This window comes from Salegentibacter sp. Hel_I_6 (genome assembly GCF_000745315.1).
In the GTDB taxonomy this organism is placed as follows: Bacteria; Bacteroidota; Bacteroidia; order Flavobacteriales; family Flavobacteriaceae; genus Salegentibacter.
On sequence record NZ_JQNQ01000001.1, the window covers coordinates 3,276,464 to 3,298,580 of the forward strand.

24 protein-coding genes and 1 pseudogene are annotated in these 22,117 nt (G+C 36.6%); 17 read left to right on the plus strand and 8 right to left on the minus strand.

The features are described from left to right. Positions 1–98: 98 nt before the first annotated feature. The 9 genes from FG27_RS14490 (at position 99) to FG27_RS14530 (ending at position 7,192) form a co-directional block, all read left to right on the plus strand. Complete coding sequence (locus FG27_RS14490; protein ID WP_037320356.1) at positions 99–287, plus strand: hypothetical protein; 189 nt, start codon at positions 99–101, stop codon at positions 285–287. A gap of 361 nt (positions 288–648) precedes the next feature. After that, entirely contained in the window at positions 649–1,587 is a 939-nt protein-coding gene (locus FG27_RS19285; RefSeq protein WP_051935869.1) for an HNH endonuclease signature motif containing protein, read from the plus strand. A 230-nt stretch (positions 1,588–1,817) separates the two neighbouring features. Continuing rightward, positions 1,818–2,789, plus strand: coding sequence for a S41 family peptidase (locus FG27_RS14500; RefSeq protein ID WP_037320358.1), 972 nt, complete (start codon positions 1,818–1,820; stop codon positions 2,787–2,789). A gap of 161 nt (positions 2,790–2,950) precedes the next feature. After that, the gene (locus tag FG27_RS14505; protein ID WP_037320361.1) at positions 2,951–3,571 is read left to right on the plus strand and encodes a hypothetical protein; all 621 of its coding nucleotides are present in this window, start codon (positions 2,951–2,953) and stop codon (positions 3,569–3,571) included. A 150-nt stretch (positions 3,572–3,721) separates the two neighbouring features. Then, the gene (locus FG27_RS14510) at positions 3,722–4,186 is read left to right on the plus strand and encodes a hypothetical protein (protein WP_037320339.1); all 465 of its coding nucleotides are present in this window, start codon (positions 3,722–3,724) and stop codon (positions 4,184–4,186) included. A gap of 156 nt (positions 4,187–4,342) precedes the next feature. Next, positions 4,343–4,882, plus strand: coding sequence for a hypothetical protein (locus FG27_RS19160; RefSeq protein WP_156101240.1), 540 nt, complete (start codon positions 4,343–4,345; stop codon positions 4,880–4,882). A 131-nt stretch (positions 4,883–5,013) separates the two neighbouring features. After that, positions 5,014–5,583, plus strand: a complete 570-nt coding sequence (locus FG27_RS14520) for a hypothetical protein (RefSeq protein ID WP_197051691.1) — start codon at positions 5,014–5,016, stop codon at positions 5,581–5,583. Between the two features lie 854 nt (positions 5,584–6,437). Continuing rightward, positions 6,438–6,734, plus strand: coding sequence for a hypothetical protein (locus FG27_RS14525; protein ID WP_037320365.1), 297 nt, complete (start codon positions 6,438–6,440; stop codon positions 6,732–6,734). A 239-nt stretch (positions 6,735–6,973) separates the two neighbouring features. After that, positions 6,974–7,192: a hypothetical protein gene (locus tag FG27_RS14530; protein WP_037320367.1), complete on the plus strand. Its 219-nt coding sequence runs from the start codon at positions 6,974–6,976 to the stop codon at positions 7,190–7,192. A 201-nt stretch (positions 7,193–7,393) separates the two neighbouring features. On the opposite strand, the gene ltrA (FG27_RS14535) is transcribed toward FG27_RS14530, so the two are convergent. Then, a complete protein-coding gene (gene ltrA, locus FG27_RS14535; RefSeq protein ID WP_037320263.1) occupies positions 7,394–8,656 on the minus strand; it encodes a group II intron reverse transcriptase/maturase in 1,263 nt (420 codons plus the stop codon). A gap of 643 nt (positions 8,657–9,299) precedes the next feature. Here ltrA (FG27_RS14535) and FG27_RS14540 point away from each other — a divergent pair. The 7 genes from FG27_RS14540 to FG27_RS14570 all read left to right on the plus strand — a co-directional run bounded on the left by FG27_RS14540 (position 9,300) and on the right by FG27_RS14570 (position 13,693). Continuing rightward, on the plus strand, positions 9,300–9,803 hold the full coding sequence (locus tag FG27_RS14540; RefSeq protein ID WP_037320369.1) for a hypothetical protein: 504 nt from the start codon (positions 9,300–9,302) through the stop codon (positions 9,801–9,803). A 150-nt stretch (positions 9,804–9,953) separates the two neighbouring features. Further along, positions 9,954–10,367 carry a hypothetical protein gene (locus FG27_RS14545; protein ID WP_037320371.1) on the plus strand — a complete coding sequence of 138 codons (414 nt, stop codon included), beginning with the start codon at positions 9,954–9,956 and terminating at the stop codon, positions 10,365–10,367. 130 nt (positions 10,368–10,497) lie between these two features. Next, on the plus strand, positions 10,498–10,890 hold the full coding sequence (locus FG27_RS14550; RefSeq protein ID WP_231563332.1) for a hypothetical protein: 393 nt from the start codon (positions 10,498–10,500) through the stop codon (positions 10,888–10,890). 172 nt (positions 10,891–11,062) lie between these two features. Then, positions 11,063–11,245, plus strand: coding sequence for a hypothetical protein (locus FG27_RS14555; RefSeq protein ID WP_037320373.1), 183 nt, complete (start codon positions 11,063–11,065; stop codon positions 11,243–11,245). Between the two features lie 418 nt (positions 11,246–11,663). After that, positions 11,664–12,047, plus strand: a complete 384-nt coding sequence (locus tag FG27_RS14560) for a hypothetical protein (RefSeq protein ID WP_037320374.1) — start codon at positions 11,664–11,666, stop codon at positions 12,045–12,047. Between the two features lie 169 nt (positions 12,048–12,216). Continuing rightward, positions 12,217–12,510 (plus strand): hypothetical protein, encoded by a 294-nt coding sequence (locus FG27_RS19420; RefSeq protein ID WP_231563333.1) that lies wholly within the window; start codon positions 12,217–12,219, stop codon positions 12,508–12,510. Between the two features lie 50 nt (positions 12,511–12,560). Next, positions 12,561–13,693, plus strand: a protein-coding gene (locus FG27_RS14570; protein ID WP_156101241.1) for an IS3 family transposase whose coding sequence is annotated in 2 segments (ribosomal slippage) — positions 12,561–12,822 and positions 12,822–13,693 — 1,134 coding nt in all. Because the reading frame shifts where the segments join, the coding sequence is not laid out codon by codon here. 10 nt (positions 13,694–13,703) lie between these two features. On the opposite strand, the pseudogene FG27_RS14575 reads toward FG27_RS14570, so the two are convergent. The 5 genes and pseudogenes from FG27_RS14575 to FG27_RS19290 form a co-directional block, all read right to left on the minus strand. Then, positions 13,704–14,699 (minus strand): annotated as a pseudogene (locus FG27_RS14575) (IS91 family transposase); the annotation flags it as partial. Then, entirely contained in the window at positions 14,687–15,442 is a 756-nt protein-coding gene (locus FG27_RS14580; protein WP_037320380.1) for a tyrosine-type recombinase/integrase, read from the minus strand. The pseudogene FG27_RS14575 and the gene FG27_RS14580, both read right to left, overlap by 13 nt. Before the next feature lie 322 nt (positions 15,443–15,764). Then, positions 15,765–17,027 (minus strand): group II intron reverse transcriptase/maturase, encoded by a 1,263-nt coding sequence (ltrA, locus tag FG27_RS14585; RefSeq protein WP_037315631.1) that lies wholly within the window; start codon positions 17,025–17,027, stop codon positions 15,765–15,767. 647 nt (positions 17,028–17,674) lie between these two features. Continuing rightward, complete coding sequence (locus tag FG27_RS14590; protein ID WP_037320381.1) at positions 17,675–18,538, minus strand: AraC family transcriptional regulator; 864 nt, start codon at positions 18,536–18,538, stop codon at positions 17,675–17,677. Positions 18,539–18,612: 74 nt separating this feature from the next. Continuing rightward, on the minus strand, positions 18,613–19,392 hold the full coding sequence (locus FG27_RS19290; protein ID WP_051935870.1) for a putative quinol monooxygenase: 780 nt from the start codon (positions 19,390–19,392) through the stop codon (positions 18,613–18,615). A gap of 218 nt (positions 19,393–19,610) precedes the next feature. Here FG27_RS19290 and FG27_RS14600 point away from each other — a divergent pair, with 218 nt between their 5' ends. After that, on the plus strand, positions 19,611–20,186 hold the full coding sequence (locus FG27_RS14600; RefSeq protein ID WP_051935871.1) for a hypothetical protein: 576 nt from the start codon (positions 19,611–19,613) through the stop codon (positions 20,184–20,186). 1,138 nt (positions 20,187–21,324) lie between these two features. Here FG27_RS14600 and FG27_RS14610 read toward each other — a convergent pair. Then, the gene (locus FG27_RS14610; RefSeq protein WP_037320386.1) at positions 21,325–21,666 is read right to left on the minus strand and encodes a hypothetical protein; all 342 of its coding nucleotides are present in this window, start codon (positions 21,664–21,666) and stop codon (positions 21,325–21,327) included. A gap of 16 nt (positions 21,667–21,682) precedes the next feature. Then, the gene (locus tag FG27_RS18740; protein ID WP_051935872.1) at positions 21,683–22,099 is read right to left on the minus strand and encodes a hypothetical protein; all 417 of its coding nucleotides are present in this window, start codon (positions 22,097–22,099) and stop codon (positions 21,683–21,685) included. Between the last annotated feature and the right edge of the window lie 18 nt (positions 22,100–22,117).

Below are 22,117 nucleotides of genomic sequence, written 5' to 3' on the forward strand. Positions count from 1 at the left end.
TCGCTTGCAACGCCTGATTGTCCTGCGGACAATCAAGCTCGCCAGCTCACACTGTTTTTATACGGGACGTTGCCTACAATTGCAGAAAAACAAAACGGATGAAAAAAGAAAATTTACCATTAATAATTATAATCGTTAGTATTATCTTGATAGGTCTAAATTTTATTTTCACATCTGATGAAATGGATGTAGGATTTTGGTTGCGAGTTACATCAAGTATATTTTTAATTGTAGCAATGGTTATAACAATTCGTGAAAGGAAAAAAAATAAAAATAAATCTGATTGAAAAAGGCAGATTTGAATAGCAGTACGGTTCTAAACCTTATAAAGGATTTTGGGAAAAAACAAATCGGACTAAAAAGCAGAACGGATAAAAAAGCGGATTTTCTCACTCATATTTAATAAAATATAGAAAATATCCAGCGGACTTTTTTCTGAGCCGATATTGTAAAAAATAATTAAAAACCTGCTTACTCAAACGTGCTGCAAAAGTAGGCAACAATGTATAAAAACAATGCTTATTTTGGTCTTGAATCGAAACTTTGTGCTCGCTTGCTCAGCGGATTGTCCTGCGGACAATCAAGCTCGCCAGCTCGCACAGTTTTTATACGGGACGTTGTAGGGCATTTAAAACGACACGAAACTAAATGGCAAAAATCGACAGAAACAATATCGAAGACGCAAGAATGGTTTTTGAAAAACTACTTCCTGACGAATCGACAAGAATGAAACTGATTGAGTTTTTAAGTGATGCCATTAGCTATGCCGACATACTTAACAGCCAGAAATGGAATTTAAACCTTGACAAAAACGGTAATTTTATTAGGTTTAACACAGGACACGAGTATTGCATACAGATTTATAAGAATGAACTTTTAATACTCTGCGACAGAACAACACTCAAACCGATAATTGCCAATTACGAAATCCCAGTTAAGTATCGTGGACACATTGGACGAGAAAGAGTCCATTCAGATGATATTGACAAAGTTCCAGACTGCCTTGCTAAAACTAAAAATAGTATTGGTTGTCTTTTACCTCTCGACCAAGCAGAAAAATATTTGGACTTTTTTAAATCAAGTAATAAGGACTTTATTAGAGAAGCTATCAAAACTTACCAAATGCCCCAAATGAGAGCCGCTCATTCAAGGGGAGCGGTTGAATATTTAGCCGAAATCTATTCAGACAATGTAAGTCAACCAATTTATGAACTTACAGACTTGCCAACTTTGAATGAGTTTATCGAAGACGAAAAATCTGAAATAGAAAAGGCAAGGAAACTCAATCATAAACAGAGACAAACACGACTTAAAAAATCAGACCCAAAACCAAAGAAAACGATTGTTAGTCAGACAGTTTTTATTAGAAATCCATATGTTGTTGCGGAAGTATTGGAACGAGCGAATGGAAATTGTGAACGTTGTAATGAGAAAGCACCTTTTTTAAAGGACACAGACGAAAGTCCATATTTAGAAGTACACCATAAAATACCATTAGCTGAAGGTGGAGACGACACCGTTGAGAATGCGATTGGACTTTGCCCGAATTGCCACAGACACGCACATTATGGAACTAAAACGTATTGAATGAAAGAAGAAAAACGCCCTACAACATTGTATAAGCGTAATGCGGGTGAAAGTGCTAAATTAAACAAAATGAATATTAAACAACATATGGTTAAACCGAAAGTGAAGTGCTTCTAATCCCGCACTACGCTTATACTTTACCGTTACCTGTAATCTACAATCCTAGAAGAGTAAAATGCGAACAGAAGCTAATACATTATTTTTTAAAAACTTAAATAACGTTAATCAAAATGAATAGAATTATAATTTTATTTGCAATCATAATGAATTTTCAAAATGTTCATTCTCAAAATAATGAGCTTTCAAAAGATGATAAGAAATCTATCAAAAAAATGATAAGGGAATTTGAGAAAAAGTCTATCTACAAAGATTCAATAGACTGGGAATCATTTGAAAAACAGGTTTGGAAAAGTGCTGAATTTTCAAAGGATTCTGCAGTCATCACGGCATTAACTTTAAATGGTGAAAAACATTCAATGTATTATGATCAATCCTTAAAAAAATACTTATCCCCAGTTGGAAAGGATACTTATAACTATGAAGAAGTCCAGCCATTCGAAGCTGATGAAAATTTAGGGTATATAAATCTTGAATCTTTTATAAATTCCAGAACTAGTCTGGATGAAACTTTAAAAAAAGGCGCAGAATATATTAATGAGAATCTCCAAAATATAAAAAAAGAGGATTCTAAAAATTTAAAAGGTTGGGTAATTGATTTACGAAAAAATAATGGGGGAAATATGTGGCCAATGCTTATTTCACTTACACCTTTTTTGGAAAATAAAATTCTTGGACATTTCTTAATTGAGAATAAATGGCAGGTATGGAAGAAAGAAGAAAATCAAATATTTGACGGCTCCTCGAATAAAACAAAAAAGTTTATTGAGGAACCAATTGAGTATAAACTTAAGAATAAAAATTTAAAGGTTGCTGTTTTAATAAATAACAATACCGCTAGTTCAGGAGAAGCAACAGCTATTGCATTAATGAGCAATCCAAACATTAAATTTTTTGGTGACGAAACCGCAGGTTATACAACGTCCAATAATACTATTCATCTTAAAAACAACGACATATTAATAATGACTTCGGGAGTAATGGCAGATCATACAAAGAAAGAATACTGGAATGGTATTACTCCTGAGTTTGAAATTTCGCCTAAAGGTGATTTAAAAGGGAGAATTTTAGAATGGTTCAACTAGAAAAGACTACAGGTAACATTATATAAAAACAATGCTCTAATTCATTCCCATTTCAAAACTCCCTGTACGCTTGCTAGTGGAATTTCCTGTGGACAATCACGCTCTCCAGCTCGCACAGTTTTTATACGGGACGTTGTGCAAAATTTAAATTAATAAGAACTATGAATAAAATCTTACTGATTACAGTATTTACGTTAACAAGCCTTAATTTCTATAGCCAGTCTAATAAAGACGAATTACTGGAAAAGGATATAGCAGGTATAGTTGAAGAAATAAAATTTATGTATCACTATGATCAAGCAACTCGGGAATACTTACATTTTCAGACTTTTGATAAAAATATAACTGACAGCATCGAAAGTTTAAGTAAAGAAATGAGGGACAATCGAAGTAATTTCACTCCTGTAAATTCTGATTCTTTAAAAAACAAAATTTGGAACACCTATATTAATCCTATGGACCAAATCCATACAGAACGTATGATTGAAATAACGCAAAAGTACGGTTTTCCTTCCGCTCAAAGGTTAAAGAAATTTTCAAAAGATTCAATTGATTTCAATCCACTTATCTTACTAATTCACTCGCCATCTAGATTTTCTAAAGAACTGATTGAAATTGCAAAATACGAAAAAAGCAAAGACAGAATTAAAAAATGTGATTTCGGATACTTACTTTGGCATTTAAAGGGGCGGTCTGATTTCCAACCAATGTTGGATAATGGGTACGAAATGGCAAAAAATGAAGATGGAACCTTTAGCTTAAAAGCAGTAGACTGTGAATAAAAACTTTGCACAACAATATATAAAAGCAATGCTTAATCCTGTCTCAAATCGAGATTCCGTACTCGCTTGCTCAGCGGATTGTCCTACGGACAATGACGCTCGCCCGCTCGCACAGTTTTTATACGAGACGTTGGCAACAAGCTCCGAAAAATGAAAAGACAACATTTCATATTCGCTTTATTTCTTCTGACCATTATTGGCTGTGGAAGCATAAATAACGGATTAGAAAAAGAAAAAATAGTTTTTAAACCAGAAGATACTGGAATTAGAAAAACCTACACGATTCGAGTACCCGATCTTGAGGAAAACGAAAAGACAATACTCCAAGAATTCGGAGGGCACGGACACGGATTTAGAGTTGTTTATGCGGACTCTTCAATAATTTATTATACCAATGATGACGCTATCGCAACTCCAAATTTCAAGAACTATGAAACTATAGGTTGGCTGGGATTTGATCTTTTGAATAAGAAAAAAGATACAATTGTTCACGGACAACAGGACAATGGACTTTTTTGGAAAGAAATAAAAGTAGGTGAAGAGTTTATTGGCTATCTAAATGTTTCACCAGCTGATAAAGAACTTTTTGATGAATCGATAAAAACACTGAAATAAAGCCAGTTGCCAACAATATATAAAAACAATGCTCAATTTGTTCTTGAATCGAAACCCCGTGTTCGCTTGCATAGCGGATTGTCCTGCGGACAATCAAGCTTGCCCGCTCGCACAGTTTTTATACGGGACGTTGTGGTGCATTAAAATAAAACACATATGAAAACAAAGGAAGTCAAAGAATTTTTACCATTCGCAATCTTATCTATTATCGGACTTGTTTCAGTTCTTCAAGTTCTGTTGACCGATTACACTTTTAATTACCGACAATATATTGGATTATCATTATTAATGGTTTGTGGCATATTCTTTTTCACTGACAGAAGGTTATATAGATACTTTTTCGGTATTACATTGATTTTAGGAACTTTAAATTTAATTGCTTTTTCTACTTACATTTTCGCCTTCTATTTTATTTTCTTTCCAATACAGATATTACCATTTATTTTTTTAGTGGTTTATTTAATTAAATATAGAGAACGCATTAGTGATTTATATTTCCGATCCATTCAAAAAAGTGAGGAAGAAGAACAGGAGTATTACGATAGAAAAATAAAACGGTTCAAAGAAAAATTTTCTGAATTGAGCGACCCAGAAATTGAAGACAAGTTAAATCAAGAACTAGTTCCAGAAGCAAAACAGGCTCTGATAGAATTAATAGAAAATAGAAACCAGAAAACGCACCACAACAGTATATAAAAACAATGCTAAAACCTATCTCGAATCGGATGTCCGTGCTCGCTTGAAACGCCTGATTGTCCTACGGACAATCAAGCTCGCCAGCTCGCACTATTTTTTATACGGGACGTTGTACACCATTTAAAAAAACATTGAGAACAGAAATAAAATACATAGAATTAAAGAGTGGATTTTCGGATAACGGAACCGCTTGGATTGGACTCGTTTCATTCTCTAAAAGCGGAAAAACAGTTTATTTTGATGGTAAAGGATTTCAAAGTTTAAATGGAACTGGAATTTCAGGCGGAAACTATTATGAAGTTGAATCTGGAAATGAATACTGGATTTCTGGAGTTAAAAAAAATATGTCTGACCGACACAAATTTGGCGGAGGAAGAATCTTTGTAGAAAAACGGATTTTAAATGATTATCTGCAAACTATCGGAAAAACAGAATTGCCAAAATCTGGCTATGAATTAATCGAAGTAGAAACTGAAAAACCGACTGAAAGAATTAATGAATTAGAAAATTCTCAACTGGAAGCATCAGAAATTGACGAAAGTATTTATACTAAAACGCCAAAGGAATTGACAAATTCCGAACTTCAATTTCTTATCGAAGAACTAATCGAAGGCGAAAAGAATGCCAAGTATAATAAAGGTAGGCGAATGATTAAAAAAGACAGAATTGAATTAGAAACGGAACTTGAGAAACGTGAATAAAAACGGTGTACAACAATGTATAACCGCAATTACGGCGGATTCGACTACGTCCGAATCCACTCGGAATTGCTAACTCCTGTGCTAATCCTAAAAATTAAGTAACTTTAACTCCATAACTGCGGTTATACGAGACCGTTGCAAAAAATGCCGCTGACAAACAAAACGCAGAGAAAATAAAAACTGACTCAAGTATAATGAATCTCTAAAACATCATTTTTGGAAGGAAAGAAAAAGTGAGGTTTTCAAGAAAAATTACGACGGATTACTTACTCGGGCGGAGAAAAAAAAGCGCAAAAAGTATCATTTTAGAGAAGTAAGATAAATTGGGTTTCAAAGAATAATTTTCAACGGATTTTCTCACTCAGATGGAGAAAAAAACGGACGAAAATTTGGCTTTTTTAAGAGGTAAGGAAATTTGTAATTTTAAATAAATCACAGCGGACTCGATTAATATCAGGAATAAAACCATTACATATTAGTATGAAAAAAAAGAAAGTCAAGCTTTTCAATATAGTTGCAATTATTGCGCTAATTATTTTATTAATAATATTCTTGGACTGGACACTTGAACACGCAATACACGGATGGAAGAATCCAATGTAGCTTTTTTATAAAATACTGGTAACTGGACCAAAAACAAGTAAAAAAGAAAACGGAGAGCAACAGGGGGGCTCACTCAGGCGGGCGGCACTATTTTGCAACACTGTATAAAAACAATGCTATCTTAATCTCGAATCGAAAGTCTGTGTGTACTTGCTGCATCTGATTTTCCTACGGAAAATCATCGCTGGCAATCGCCGCACTGTTTTTATACGGGACGTTGGCAACAAGCTGAAAATTAAAATAACTGACCATTGAAAATCAAAAAATTTTTAGAAAAATACTCGGAAAAGCCGCCTTCAACCTTTAGCCGACTTTTTATTACCTTTCTTTTCGGAATTTTACCATTCACGATCATTTTTGGATTACTGACCATTGCAGGAATTGAACCTGTTACCTTAAATGGTAAAGATTATTACGGATTTGCCGGACTATTAGTTTTACTGATCGCTACTCCAATTACTGCATCGGTTTTTGCGATTTTTATTTATCTATACTTACTGATCGGATTTTTAATGTTGAATGGACTTAAAAAACTTTTGGTACGGTAAAAAGCCAGTTGCCAACAATATATAAAAACAATGCTAAAACCTGTCTCAAATCCAAATTTCGTGCTTGCTTGCTTCGCTGATTGTCCTTCGGACAATAACGCTCGCCAGCTCGCACTGTTTTTATACGAGACGTTGTGTGCCATTGAAAGATGGTAGAAAGGCAAAATATGACCTCATAAATCAAATATAGATGTAGTTTTACATTGCAATTTTATAGTAATAATTCACAAATAAATAAGATGAAAGATTTAAGAATAGGAAAATTACTTTTTAAAATAAAAGCAGTCCATACAATTGCATTTGCATTTTTTATTAATGGAATTATATTAGGCGGATTCATAGCATCTTCAATTTTAGCGGATAGAGGTATCAATGTTCTCTTTCTAATAATTCTGCTACTTATCACTTGGATTCCTTTTTACCCAACAATATCGAAGAACGTTGAGGAGTTACCTTAAAATTTGAGTATTGGAAGAATGACTTGACAAATCCTCGATTATTTCGTTGCTGATTGCGAAAATTGATAAGCTAATGAGATGTTTATTTTAAGAAGAACCACGTCACACAATCGAGTGGATGGCTCCGTCATCAAATGACGGAGTGCACCCCTCACACCACCGTACGTGCGGGTCTCGCATACGGCGGTTCAACAATGAAACTCATCTATTGTAGTATTCGATTAGACTAACATAACCTTTCATTTTTAAGCGTTTTACGGTGATGGTGGTACGCAGAATGGGACTTTGAGCCACTGCCCAGCCGCCCATTCGGGTACGACTCCAGGCATAAGCCTGGTCTGGATTAATTCCCAACCGAATAAGGTTTTTCCGTTTTCGTTCGGGCTTTTTCCAGTGATGCCAAATGCAATATCGTAAACGATTCCTTAACCATTCTTCCAGCTTTTTAAGCTTTCCTAGAATGGATGCCGGTTTGAAGTAGTTTATCCAGCCCCTTAGCAATAAATTGATTCTGTGGATACGTTCTTCAAAGCTTGCAGGAGTGGTCTTTTTGGTAATATATTTAAGTTTAGCCTTAAATGTATCCCATTTTGACGCTTCTGCCACAAGTTGATACTTTGCCTTTTCTCCTTTCTTGTAGGTTGGCACAAAACCAAATCCCAGTACCTGAAAGGTTAAAGGCTTACGTATTCCGCTTTTCTTCCTATTGATTGGAAGCTGGAGTTTATCCCGCAGAAATTTGTAGATACTATTACCTACGCGTTTCGCAGCGGGTTTACTTCGAACGTAAATACTAAAATCATCGGCATATCTCACGTAGCGATGTCCACGCCTTTCCAGTTCTTTATCCAGCTCATTGAGCAGAATATTGGAGAGCAAAGGACTTAAGGGAGAACCTTGTGGGACTCCTTTCCTGCGTTTATGCAACTTGCCGTTAATTTGTATCGGAGCTCTCAAAAATGACCGCAATAACTTTAAAGTAGCCCGGCATTTTACCTTTTTGAATATCAAGTCTAACAGGACATCGTGGGCCACTTCATCAAAGAAGCTCTTTAAATCAATATCGACGATGTTTTGGTAGCCAGAATTGATATTTTCAAGGCTCTGTGCAACGGCCTGATGGGCATTGCGGTTTGGTCTGAACCCATAACTGTACTTTTGGAAGTCTGGCTCAAATACTGGTTGCAAAACCTGATGTAATGCTTGCTGAAATACCCTGTCGACAACCGTGGGAATACCGAGTAAACGTTTCTTCCCGTTGCTTTTTGGTATTTCAACCCCCAGTACTGAAGACACCTGATATTCCCCTCGTTCTATCTGCCGGGCGTATTGTTTACCGTGAGCTTTTAGAATAGATTGGAGTCCTGTTATTTGAACGTTATCTATACCTGCTGCCCCTTTGTTTCGGTACACCTGACGGAAGGCTTGGTTTAGGTTCTTTTTACTTGTTAATTCTTTAATCATTAATACTAAAACAAATTTGTTGTCTCGCTTGATCGAAGGCTATTATTTTACCGGAAGGCTATCCCGTAACATAAAATAACTCCAAGGTTCATTAAAGACCATTATCGTTCAGTCCTTCACCGGCTTATCAGGTGGCCGGCTACTATGACTTCGGCTGACTTCTCCATCAAGCCATTCCGTGGCTATGGAGATCTCCCCAGGTAAGAACATCTTCTTTCCCCTGATTCCTGCCGGATCTACTATTTCGGTATTCATTTCGAAAGAAATGTTTAGGACATCACAATGATGTGCTTGCTCATCCAACCTTGTAGCCTCATATCCGGTTCCTGTTCGTCAGTACCAGGGTTTGTAGTCCCGCTTCCTTCAGTCCCAACTTCGCAGTTGGCAACCTTGCGGCTTACTAATGGTTCAAGGCGTCACCCCCGCCCATAAGGGACTTGCACCCTTTAGATTAATCTTTTACCTTTCGGTGAAAGAAAAGATGCCCATGCTGGGCACACACATTATATAAAAACAATGCTTAATTTATTCTTGAATCCAAGATTAGTGCTCGCTTGCTTAGAGGATTGTCCTGCGGACAATCACGCTCGCCAACTCGCACAGTTTTTATACGGGACGTTGTGTGCAAGCAAAACGAATCATAATGAAAGTAAAACTGACAATATTAATTTTCCTAATTGGAAGTGTAACATCGATTTGCGGACAGACAGTATCGAAAAATGAACTAAGAGAAATTCTGCAGGAAACATTGACTAAATCTCGAGAATTTGTGCCAAATGCAACTAACTCTTGGTTTTACGACAATAGTGAGAATGATTATGGGACGAGGGATACTTTGATTTTAAATACTGCTCGAAGTTATAAAAGAGATTATTGCCAAACAATAGACTGGACTTTCTATGAATGGAATAAATTCAGACTTGAAGTTGCGGACTATTGTAATGAACCACCGACAAAATTGGCCTCCAAAGATGAAGATTATTTTCAACTTCTGATAAAAGAGATTGATGGTGAGATTAATTTATTAGTTCAAAATCAAAATGGCATTCAAGACAAATTCGAAATAATAGAATTCAAAGAAAACCTAGCAGCTGAGAGTGGTAGCAGCCAATTCGACTATACATTAAAACTAAAACGGATTAAATAAAGCCAGCACACAACACTGTATAAAAAAAATGCTCAAACCTGTCTCAATTCGAAAATCCCTGCTTGTTTGCAACGCCTGATTGTCCTGCGGACAATCAAGCTCGCCAGCTCGCACTATTTTTTATACGGGACGTTAGCAAACAGTAAAAAAATGAAAATAAAATACAAGAAAAAGCGGTTCAATCGATACCTTATTTTTGGAATTCTATGGACAATTTTAGGTTTTCTTAATTTGAACTATTCCGTTGAAAATAACTGGATGGATTACGGATTTTTAGTAATAGCAATACTCTACTGGAGTAGTTTTTTTTACGAAAAAAGCAATCAATACCTGACCATCGATGATAAATCGATCAAGAAAAATTCTCTTTCTGGAAAAAAACTCTACCTATCCGATATAAACTGGATTAAAAAATTCGCTGGTGATTATATCTTAAAAACTGACACGGAGGAATTAACTATTAATTCGGGGGTGGTTGATGAAAAGTCTTTAATCGAACTCGAGCGAATCCTTTCGAAGTTGGATCTGCCAGCGGACAAAACACCGTTTGCTAACAACATATAAAAACAATGCTTACTTAGGTTTTGAATTTAAACTCCATGCTCGCTTGCAACGCCTGATTGTCCTGCGGACAATCAAGCTCGCCAGCTCGCACTGTTTTTATACGGGACGTTGGCAACAATTAAAACCAAAAATGATGAAAACTAGAGTATTATTATTTTTCCTTCTTGCCTCATTAATTTCCTGTTCAGATGATGATTCGGAGGAATGTATCGGTTACAGACCAGAAAATGTAAAAGAGGTTAATGCCCCATCTTCAGGGAAGGTAAATGAGACAGTAGAAATTGAAGTAAAATTCTCAGTCTACAATGGATGCGGGGAATTCGGAAAATTCGTTGAGAGCGGAAGTGAACAATCAAAAGTAATAGAGGTTCAGGCAAAGTATGAGGGATGTATTTGTACCCAAGATATACCAACCATAATTGCAGTTTATGAATTTACTCCCTCAACTCCTGGAGAATATGAGTTGAAATTCAAGTCCGGAGAAACGGATTATATTACGGTGAATATTGCCGTGACGGATTAAAACTGTTGCCAACAGCATATAAAAACAATGCTCAAACCTGTCTTGAATCGACACTCCGTGCTCGCTTGCAACGCCTGATTGTCCTGCGGACAATCACGCTGGCCAGCTCGCACAGTTTTTATACGAGACGTTGTCAACCATAGCTCCTGACCAAAATATAAAATGAAAACAAATGAAAATTAATAAAGTAGGTTACTACATTTTAAACGCAATATTATTTATTTCCATAATTGTCGGTTTTTATGAACTGATAGATATTAAAACATTGGTAGGAGTTTTTATAACTCCAGCTTTTATAATATCTGCTTCTTTGAGATATAAAAGTAAAAAAGAGAAAACAGTAGATTCCATTTAAAGCGGACTTTTACTCAGCCGCAGATTTAATTCATCACTCTTGCGGACTGGAAATTGATAAATCAGAACTCGAAAGATTAATTAAGGAAGCGAGATTGTAAAGTTACGGATCCAACTCAGCCGCAAAAAAGAATTTCATCACTGTTGCGGATAAAACAAATAGAAAGACAAAAGATTAAAAATTTCTCAAATTAAAAACAAAGCAAACGGAAAAAACGGAACGGCAAATCTTTCGTGCTCCCTCGGCTATGTCGCTACGGATTGACAACAATGTATAAAAACAATGCTATCTTAGTGTCGAATCGTAGGTCTGTGCGTACTTGCTGCGTCTGATTTTCCTGCGGAAAATCATCGCCGACAATCGCCGCACTGTTTTTATACGGGACGTTAGCAAACAGTTCAAAATAAAAAATACAATTATGAAAATTAAGTACGAAAATAGTAGGTTGAAAAGTAATTTGGTTTACGGATCCTTTATGATAATCATAGGAATTTTTGCTGTTTCAATTAATTCAGATTCTATTTTTAATTATGCCTGGATTATTGTCGGACTTTTACAAGCTGGATCTTATTTTTACGATAAAAAACATCAGTATTTAACAATCGATAATAACACTCTGACAAAACATTTTCCAATCCCCAAAAAAATAAATATCAATGAAATTAAAAAGGTGAGAAAATTTAAAAATTCCTACAAAGTTGAAACTAATAAAGGAAGAATAACAATCTTCAAAGACCTGGTTGAGAAGGATTCTTTAAGAAATTTGGATCATTTTTTTAATGGGCTAAACTTAAAAGTCTGAAAACCGTTTGCTAATAACTAAGCGTTCGTGTGGCCGGTACGGCCCAACATGAACGCACTGTTGACTAAACCGGTTCTTTGCCGGTCAGCCATATATGGGGATTAATATGTTTTTCGGAGGTCAAATTTGTTAGGTAAGGCAGCTAAGCTCTATGCGCAATTTCAGGTTTTTGCTATTAATCGATGATGCCACTGCTTTTTACTATATTTTTTTACTGGGACTTACGGGATTTACTATCATTTTGATCGCTTTGGGCCATAGGTTTCCTGTTACGCCCGGAAGGATCGTTTTTCATACTCATTTATTTGATTGTTTTCTTAGTTTTTCCATCCAGTATCTTGGTGGGCCTCGTGCCATAAAAGTAGTAAGTGTCACCAATTTTCCTTTCTTGCACACCGGGCAAAGCTGGTTTTGTAGTGGTTGGCGCTCTTTGAGTTGCACCCGTCCTGTAAGCTTCCCTTAAAACCGAACTGTTTAAAAGTATAATATATTTTATAACTTTAAACAGTAATTATGAAGAAGAGTAGATATTCACCACAGCAAATCGCAAAGATTTTAAAGGAGTTTGATAACGGAAAAACGGCCGCAGAGATCAGCCGTGAATATGGTATTAGTACAGCTGCGTTCTACAAGTGGCGGGAACGCTATGGCGGGATGAACGGTAAAGAGCTTAAGCGCCTAAAAGATCTGGAAGAGGAAAACCGAAGACTGAAGCAGATGTATGCCAATCTATCCCTAGATCATCAAATGGCCAAAGAAATCATTGAAAAAAAGCTTTAAAGCCCTGCCGTAAAAGAACTATTGCTAAAGAACTTGTTCATTACGGTATTAGCAGGGCGTGCCGTGTTTTAAATATGAGCAAAAGCGTTTTTTATTACAGGCCAATTCCAAAGGACGATACTGCTATCGAAGCGGCCTTACAACAAAAAGCTAAAGAACATAGCGAAGAAGGCTTTTGGATGGCTTACGATCGTCTAAGAAATGAAGGCAAGCCCTGGAACCATAAACGGGTATACCGGGTCTATAAAAAGCTTGGCCTAAGTTTGAGACGAAAGGTAAAAAAGCGGTTACCTGCCAGAGTTAAAGAACCCCTGGAGGCTCCCATAGCTCTTAATCGTAGCTGGAGTATTGATTTTGTAACCGATGTTCTGGAAAATAAAAGGCGCTTCCGTGGTTTAACCGTAATCGATGATTACAACCGGGAAGCATTGCATATAGAAATTGATTTTTCACTGCCCAGCAAACGTGTCGTCTGGGTATTGAACCATTTGATTAATCGCAGGGGAAAACCTCAAAAAATAAGAATGGATAATGGACCTGAATTTGTTGCTAAGATCGCTTCAGAATGGAGCCAGATGCAAGAAATCGACTTTCAGTATATTCAACCCGGGAAACCAACTCAGAATGCTTTTATAGAACGGTTCAATGGAACATATCGAAGGGGCGTTCTCAATAAGTACCTATTTGAAAATCTCAATCAGGTAAGGGAACAAACCGAGAACTGGATGGAAGATTACAACAACGTAAGACCACATAATGCATTGGGAAAAATGGCGCCCGTAGCATACGCGAAAAGTCATTCTCCTGGCGGTACCGCCAGGAGAATGAAAAATGATATTTTTGGACAATCAAGCAGTTCTAATTAGGGGAAGCTTACAGTCCCAGGCTTTGCTGTAGCTGGGTAATCGTAATTTTTTTGTGGTAGGAGCTCAAGATTCCATAATGACGGATGCGAACAAAGCCTTTGGGAAGTATGTGAAGAGCGAACCGCCTGATGAACTCTGCATCAGATAAACGTAATAAGGATTTTCTTCCCCCGTGGCGGTAGTCCTTTACAGAAAATGTAACGCTTTTATTATCCAGGTTTTTAATTCTGTGGTTACTGATGGCGATCTTATGGGTATAGCGACCGAGGTATTCCACCACCTGGGCGGGACCTAAAAATGGACGTTTACAATAAACTACCCAATCATATTTAAAAAGGCTTTCGTAGAAGTCTTTAGATTGTGGTTCCAGTTCCTTGCGAAGGGAAGCCACAAAAAGGGCCCTAAAAACCTTGCTCATAGCCTTGACCGGGAACAGGTATTTTCCATTGCTTTTTGCAGATTTCCATTGACCGCTTTGGGCAATACCACCCCCGGGAACAATACAGTGCAGGTGTGGGTGCAAAGAAAGGTTTTGCCCCCAGGTGTGCAGGATGGCGATCATCCCAGGTTTGGCACCCAGGAATTTATGGTTGGATGCAAAATCCTGGATCACCTGCCAGGTTATTTTAAACAGTAGAGGATACATTTTTTTAGGCTCATACAGGCATAGGCGGTTGAGGGCTGATGGCAATGTGAAGACCACGTGGAAGTAAGGCACGTTTAAGAGTTCTTCTTCCCGTGCCCGGATCCATTCCTCCTTTTTATGCCCCTGGCACTTGGGACAATGGCGGTTCCGGCAACTATTATAACTAAGGTGGAGCCGATGGCAGGAAGGATTGTTACAACGGTCGATATGGCCACCCAGGGCAGCAGTGCGGCATTTGCGCAAGGCGTGCAGGGTTCTTGTCTGCCAGGTGTTGTAACAATATTTGGATAAAGATTCCGTATTCCTTTCCAGAACCTGGGCCACCTCATAGGCAGCAGGTCTCACGGCTACTTCTTGTATAGTCGGTCCAACGGACTGAAGGGCTTCTGCCTACCGAGTTGTGCCACGTGCAAGTAGGTGAGGGTGGTTTGGATATCTGCGTGTCCCAGTAAATCTTTGACACTGATAATATCCAATCCCATCTCCAAAAGGTGGGTGGCATAGCTGTGCCGAAGGCTGTGGGTAGTGATATCTTTCTGGATCCCACTTTGTTTACGGGCTTCCCGGACGATCCATTGCACCCCCATTGCCGATAACTGGGATGGGTTTCCTTTCCTGTTGTAGCCATTAAAACACCAGGTGGTAGGATTATCTGCAGCGATATATTTTTTTAGACCACGGATCTGCATTTGGGACAAAGGAACATAACGGTCTTTTCTTCCTTTGCCCTGGCGGATGTGGAGCATCTTCCGATCAAAATCCAGGTCTTTGAGCTGAAGGCTGCAAATTTCAAAGCAGCGAAGGCCACAGCCATAGAGCATTGCTAGTACCAGCCGGTGTTTGAGAAGTTTGGGTGTTTTAAGCAGTTGTTTTACTTCACTACGGCTTAATACCACCGGGAGTTTGTGGGGACGTTCTATGGAAGGCAACATAACCCGCATTGCTTTCATACCAGAGATACGATAGGCATAGCGAAGACCATAGACCGTATGCTTGAAAAAACTGTCGGATGGTGTTTTGTGCTGGGATTTTAGAAGGTGCAGGTAATCCAAAATCTGTTCTTCATCGAGATCAAGAGGACTACATTTAAAATGGAGGGACATATGCGCAAGGCAGCGGGAGTAGTTGGTAAGGGTACTTTGACTTTTACCGGCGAGTTCTACGGAACGTTTTAACTTGCGGTAGAGTTCGCCGAACTCGGGTACAGAATTACAAGCCCTGTCAATGAGGGTACTACTTTTTTTTCATAACTTTCAATATTATAATTAGAGATACTTAAAGGTAGTGAATAGTGATTTAGCGATCTCTTGAAGCTACCTTTAGGTTTAGTTCAATCGAGTAGACGGCTCCGCCGTTAATTGACGGAGTGCGCCTCTCACACCACCATACGTACGGGTCTCGTATACGGCGGTTCGATAATGAAACTTATCGATTATAGTATTCGATTAAACCAACATAACCTTTCATTTTTAAGCGTTTTATGGTAATAGTGGTACGCAAGATAGGACTCTGGGCTACAGCCCAGCCGCCCATTCGGGTGCGACTCCAGGCATAGGCTTGATCTGGATTAATACCCAATCGAATAAGGTTTTTCCGTTTTCGTTCGGGCTTTTTCCAGTGATGCCAGATGCAATACCGTAAACGATTCCTTAGCCATTCTTCCAGCTTCTTAAGCTTTCCCTGAATGGATGCCGGTTTAAAGTAATTGATCCAGCCCCTTAACAATAAGTTGATGCTGTGGATACGTTCTTCAAAGCTTGCAGGAATTGTCTTTTTGGTAATATATTTAAGTTTTGACTTAAATATTTCCCATTTTGACGCTTCTGCCACAAGCTGGTATTTGGCCTTTTCTCCTTTCTTGTAGGTTGGTACAAAACCAAATCCCAATACCTTAAAGGTTAAAGGTTTACGTATGCCACTTTTCTCCCTATTGATTGGAAGCCGGAGTTTGTCCCGGAGAAATTTGTAGATACTATTACCTACGCGTTTCGCAGCGGGTTTACTTCGAACGTAAATACTAAAATCATCGGCATATCTTACATAGCGGTGTCCTCGCTTTTCCAGTTCTTTATCCAGCTCATTGAGCAGAATATTGGAGAGCAAAGGACTTAAGGGAGAACCTTGCGGGACTCCTTTCCTGCGTTTATGCAACTTGCCGTTAATTTGTATCGGAGCTCTTAAAAATGACCGCAATAACTTTAAAGTAGCCCGGCATTTTACCTTTTTGAATATCAAGTCTAACAGTACATCGTGGGCCACTTCATCAAAGAAGCTCTTTAAATCAATATCGACGATGTTTTGGTAGCCAGAATTGATATTTTCAAGGCTCTGTGCAACGGCTTGATGGGCATTGCGGTTTGGTCTGAATCCATAACTATAATTTTGAAAGGCTGGCTCAAATACTGGTTGCAAAACCTGATGTAATGCTTGCTGAAATACCCTGTCGACAACCGTGGGAATACCGAGTAAACGTTTCTTCCCGTTGCTTTTTGGTATTTCAACTCCCAGTATTGGAGCCACCTGATATTCCCCTCGTTCTATCTGCCGGGCGTATTGTTTACCGTGAGCTTTTAGAATAGATTGGAGTCCTGTTATTTGGACGTTATCTATACCTGCTGCTCCTTTGTTGCGATACACCTGACGGAAGGCTTGGTTTAGGTTCTTTTTACTTGTTAATTCTTTAATCATTAATACTAAAACAAATTTGTTGTCTCGCTTGATCGAAGGCTATTATTCTACCGGAAGGCTATCCGTAACATAAAATAACTCCAAGGTTCATTAAAGACCATTATCGTTCAGTCCTTCACCGGCTTATCAGGTGACCGGCTACTATGACTTCGGCTGACTTCTCCATCAAGCCATCCCGTGGCTATGGAGATCTCCCCAGGTAAGAACATCTTCTTTCCCCTGATTCCTGCCGGATCTACTACTTCGGTATTCATTTCGAAAGAAATGTTTAGGACATCACAATGATGTGCTTGCTCATCCAACCTTGTAGCCTCATATCCGGTTCCTGTTCGTCAGCACCAGGGTTTGTAGTCCCGCTTCCTTCAGTCCCAACTTCGCAGTTGGCAACCTTGCGGCTTACTAATGGTTCAAGGCGTCACCCCTGCCCATAAGGGACTTGCACCCTTTAGATTAATCTTTTACCTTTCGGTAAAAGAAAAGATGCCCATGCTGGGCACACACAACGTATATAAAAAATAGCGGTTTAAGTGCTTAAACAAAAGAAAATTAATAAATTAGAGGTCAGTTATAATCCGAAAAGTTAGTGCTTAAAATCCGCTACTTTTCATATACAAAACCGTTATGTGCAACTTAAGACCACCTGATAATTATAGCCTTTCTAGTTTGGCGAAACCTACTGTCTTTCTGTAATTATCTGGAGAAACACCTACTTTTTTCTTAAAAAATCGACTAAAATAAAATTCATCATAATAACCAAGTCCAGCTGCAATCTGTTTCAAAGGTTTTGATGTTAAATATAGCTCTCGTTTAGCCGCTATAACAATTCTATTAGAAATTAAATCGCTAGGTGTTTGCTGTAAATATTTTTTTACAATCCCTGCCAATGTTTTTGTACTAATACACAAAACATCTGCATAATCTTTCGGAGAATGTAATTCACAATAATTTTTCTCAATAGAATCTACTAAATTTTGTAGGATTTCTGATTGACCATCAGAAAATTTTGGAACTATCTCTTTATCGAATTGTTTTTTCTGTCTCACTGCTTCTATCAAAAATACCTTTAAAAAAGCCACAAGAACTTCATGTTGAGCAATAGAATCTCTATCCATCTCTTTAGAAATTTGGTCTATGAGATTAAAAAACAGCCCTTCTTCAGAAATTTGAAAATGTGGTAATCCATGAAAGTTGTTAAAAAGAACGCCTTCTGTTTCAATTTCATTTTGATGACGATATGTACAAAAAAAGTCAGGGTGAAAATTTAATAACCAGCCTTGACAACGTTCTTCAGAAGAAATCATAAATGGTTGATAAGGCGACAAGCAAATCATTTGATAACCTTGCAGTTCATAATTAGAAAGGTCTACACTTAACTTATAGTTGCTTGCGTTAAGTAAAATAATAGAATAATAATTTTTTCTTTGTAAATGATCAAATTGATTAAGATTTTCAAACCTTTCTAGTCTAAAGGCTAATTCACCATTTTGTTTATCTATAATAATTTGAGCCATAAGAATATATTTCTTTATTTAATATTACATATAAAAAGAAAGGAGTGTTTTACACTCCTTTCTAAAGATATAAATTATTTGGAAGCTATAATATCTATTTTTTGAATTGCAGTTGCTTGGAAACCTTCTAAAAGAACAGGAGCATTTTCCATAAGTGCTGCAGCAACTTTACCTGTTAAATGAGCATCTCTACCTGAATCATCTGCAAAGGTATCAAAGATTGCATAAGTAGTTGCATCTATTTTTATAGCATACCAAGATAAAGTCTTTGGCTCATCACTTACTAATTGTTTTCCAACATTAAGAAAATTTTCGACATCTGCTGTCTTTGCTTCTTTAGATTTCATAATAACAAGTAAGCCATTGTTTTGCAATCCGGACTTATGATTAGATGCCAATACATCTGTTGGTTGAATATCTGTACTAGGATCAAAATCTTCTAACAAATCACCTGCATTTGCTAATAATGCCTTTGCAACTTCGCCTGTTAAATGAGCTTGCCTACCTTCTTCTACTTCAAAGGTATCATAGATACCAAAAGTTTTACTGTCTATCTGAAAGGCAAACCAAGATACTGTTTGGGGTTCTTGATTGACTAGTGCTAATCCACCAAGTAAAAAGTTTTTAACGTCTTGCTCTTTTCCTGGCTTTGCTTTCATAATTACTAATAATCCGATTGTTTCATTTTTGGTACTGTTCATAATGTTTGTGTTTTTAGTTTTTGAAAATGTTTGAGTTGTAAATCCTAGTAAAAAACTAGGAGCACTAATTTTAATGGAACTGTAGTTTTCATTTTTTCTTGTTTTTTTGTTACAATGCAAATTTGGGGTAAAACAAAGGACTGTGGAATGCATATTTATTACTATGGCATGGACGATTTTCTGAAAAGCATTACTATTGAATCCAGTATGCACATAACAACGTGAATAATTCATTGCTAGTTCTAGCCTACTTGGAAATTCCTGCGGAATTTCCTCTGGTTCGTTTTAGTTTACTAATTTAGTTGCTGAAACACGCAACGAAATCATACACAAACACGTTGGCAGCAAGTTGAAAAATCATCGCATAAATTATGAGAGGGAATTTAATCAAGGTAATTTTCTTATTTTTTTTACCTTTAACGAATAGTATTGCACAGGAAAATACACCATTTCTAAAAGGAAAAGTCGAAATCTCAATTAAAGAAGGAACTTTTGATTGTGATTTAACTTTGAGCAATATACCCAAAATTAAAGATTACTTTATTCGATTAAATTCGGGTATGAACATTCTTCATATGCGAAGTAAAAAACCAAATGACTTTTTAATTTATTATAGTAAATCCCTTGCTGACACAACTTCAACCGGAGAATCTACTGCATACTATTTTAAAGATGATAAAGGAAACGATAAATTTTTACCTAAATCTGTTCAATTTAAATATGTTGGCAAATTTCCAGTCGCTAACGATACGCTAAAGAATTATAGCCGAAAAGATTGGAAAGGTAATATTGCTTTTAATCAAAATTCCGTGAGGTCAGATGGTCGTCAATCTTCGTGGTATCCCATTTTGTATGACATTACAAATGACAAAGATTTTCATTTAGTAAAATATGACATTGAATTATCCTGCAAAGACTGCAAAAACATTGTACGTAAATGGGAATGAACCAATTAAAACAAAAAAGTAAAATAAATAATTGGTAATAGATGAAATTTCAAGGTTAAAAAAATAGTCATTTCAATATTTTTAATTAATGGCTGCGACAGAAGTAATGAAAAAAGGATCTAGCGTTTTGCTATTGAGAATGATTCAGGTTATGATATCCCTCTGGAAATTTTTTGAAAGTGATATTAATGATTTCGTCAAAATCATTAATATCCTAAATTCAGACTTTGTTAGTAAAGATTTTCCTCCAATATGGATAAGCTTTATGGAATTCAGGATTTTCTTTAAGGAGATTCCGTGATTGTAGTTTATGGGAATAACTTAATAATGGAATCTTACAAATATGAATTTCTTGAGACAGAAAATAATGGTTGTAGTGAGGATGGAATATTATAAACGATGGCGATCCGCGTTGGGACACGATAGGGTAGGAGGCCTTTATAAAAGAATGTACACATTTATACCTGAAACTTTTTAAAGGCTAACCTCAATGAGAGTGGATAGATATAAATCAAATTTACAGTAGATTTAAAAGCATCTTAGAGTTAAAGTTTGGTTAAAGGTGTCAAATTCGGTTACACTTAAAATGGACCCCTTCTGAATCGCCAGTATTGACGAGATATTCGCATTTTCGGATTGTTCCTCTTCCTCCGCTGTTTCACCTGATTATCAGGTAGTTAAGAGTATTACAGCCATATTTACAGCCAGTTTTGGTGTAAATATGGCTTTTTTGTTTTGATGAGATTCAGTGAGATTCGGTGAACGGAAATGAATACTATGGGATCGATTTTATTTAAAAAATATCTATTATCTATAGAAAGATTCTGTTTGATACAAGTAAGTTTAAGATTCTAAAATGGCTTATTAACTTACCCAATTAAATTATTGGTTTTAATCATCTTATAATCAATTGTTTGTATGATATGAGTTTAGTTCCCCAATCTTACCCAGTCTTACCCATATGTCCGGAAAAAAATTCAACCATTTGATAATCATAGGGTTTAACTTTTTTCGGACATATTGCGGACAGATTTTCTCTTTTATATCTCGTTTTTTAAAGATATAGTAAATGAGGTTAAATTGAATTAAGGTAATTTTCAGTGAATTTAGTACCAATAAAGGCAATTGTTTTGCAAAATCATAAATTCAATTTTTCTTCAACTTCTAAATTGTAGGCCTCCCATTGTTTACTGTCATCTTTCTGCTCAGGCTCTTTCATTAGAAAAGTGACTTTAAATTTAGAACCTAAATATTTACATTTAATCTTAACATATAAAGCTTCATAATCATAGTGGTAGTAGTTGAGTTTTGAGATTAAACCTAACCACACTCCACCCTTAAAGTGATCAACACACAAATTATAAAAATCTAGATTACCAACCATTTTATTTTGTTCTAGTTCTTTAATCATTTTATGAGCAGCATAGTTTAAAGTTGAAATTATTTGTTGCTTTTCTTCTTTGTTGAGAGTAGTTCCCATAATATTCAACACTTTATTAAATGCTTCTTAAGCTTTTGTTCAATTCGTAGGATAAAAAATAGTAGTAAAAAGCCGCTTTCAGTGTATATTCCATTTTCTTTTTCTTAGAAAAATAAAGGCTTACTTCTTCTTTTTTTATAGCTAATTGTCGACTAAGATCTTTTTTATTCAATCCAAATTCTTTCATTTTTTGCTCTATCCAGTCAATAGTAATAGTAGAAACATCTAAGTTAAAAACTACTGGTATAATTTTATGCTTAGGGAAAATGGCTCTGGCTCTTTGATGCAATTCTTTATTTGATAATATAAAACCATTAATAAGCTTAACCTGGTCGATCTTAACTGTTTCTTCATCCACAACGGTGATTTCGATTCCTGCTTTTGCGTAATTCTTAATAGATTCAAGTTGGGATTTATCTAATTCTTTAAGCATATTTAATTTTCTTTTATG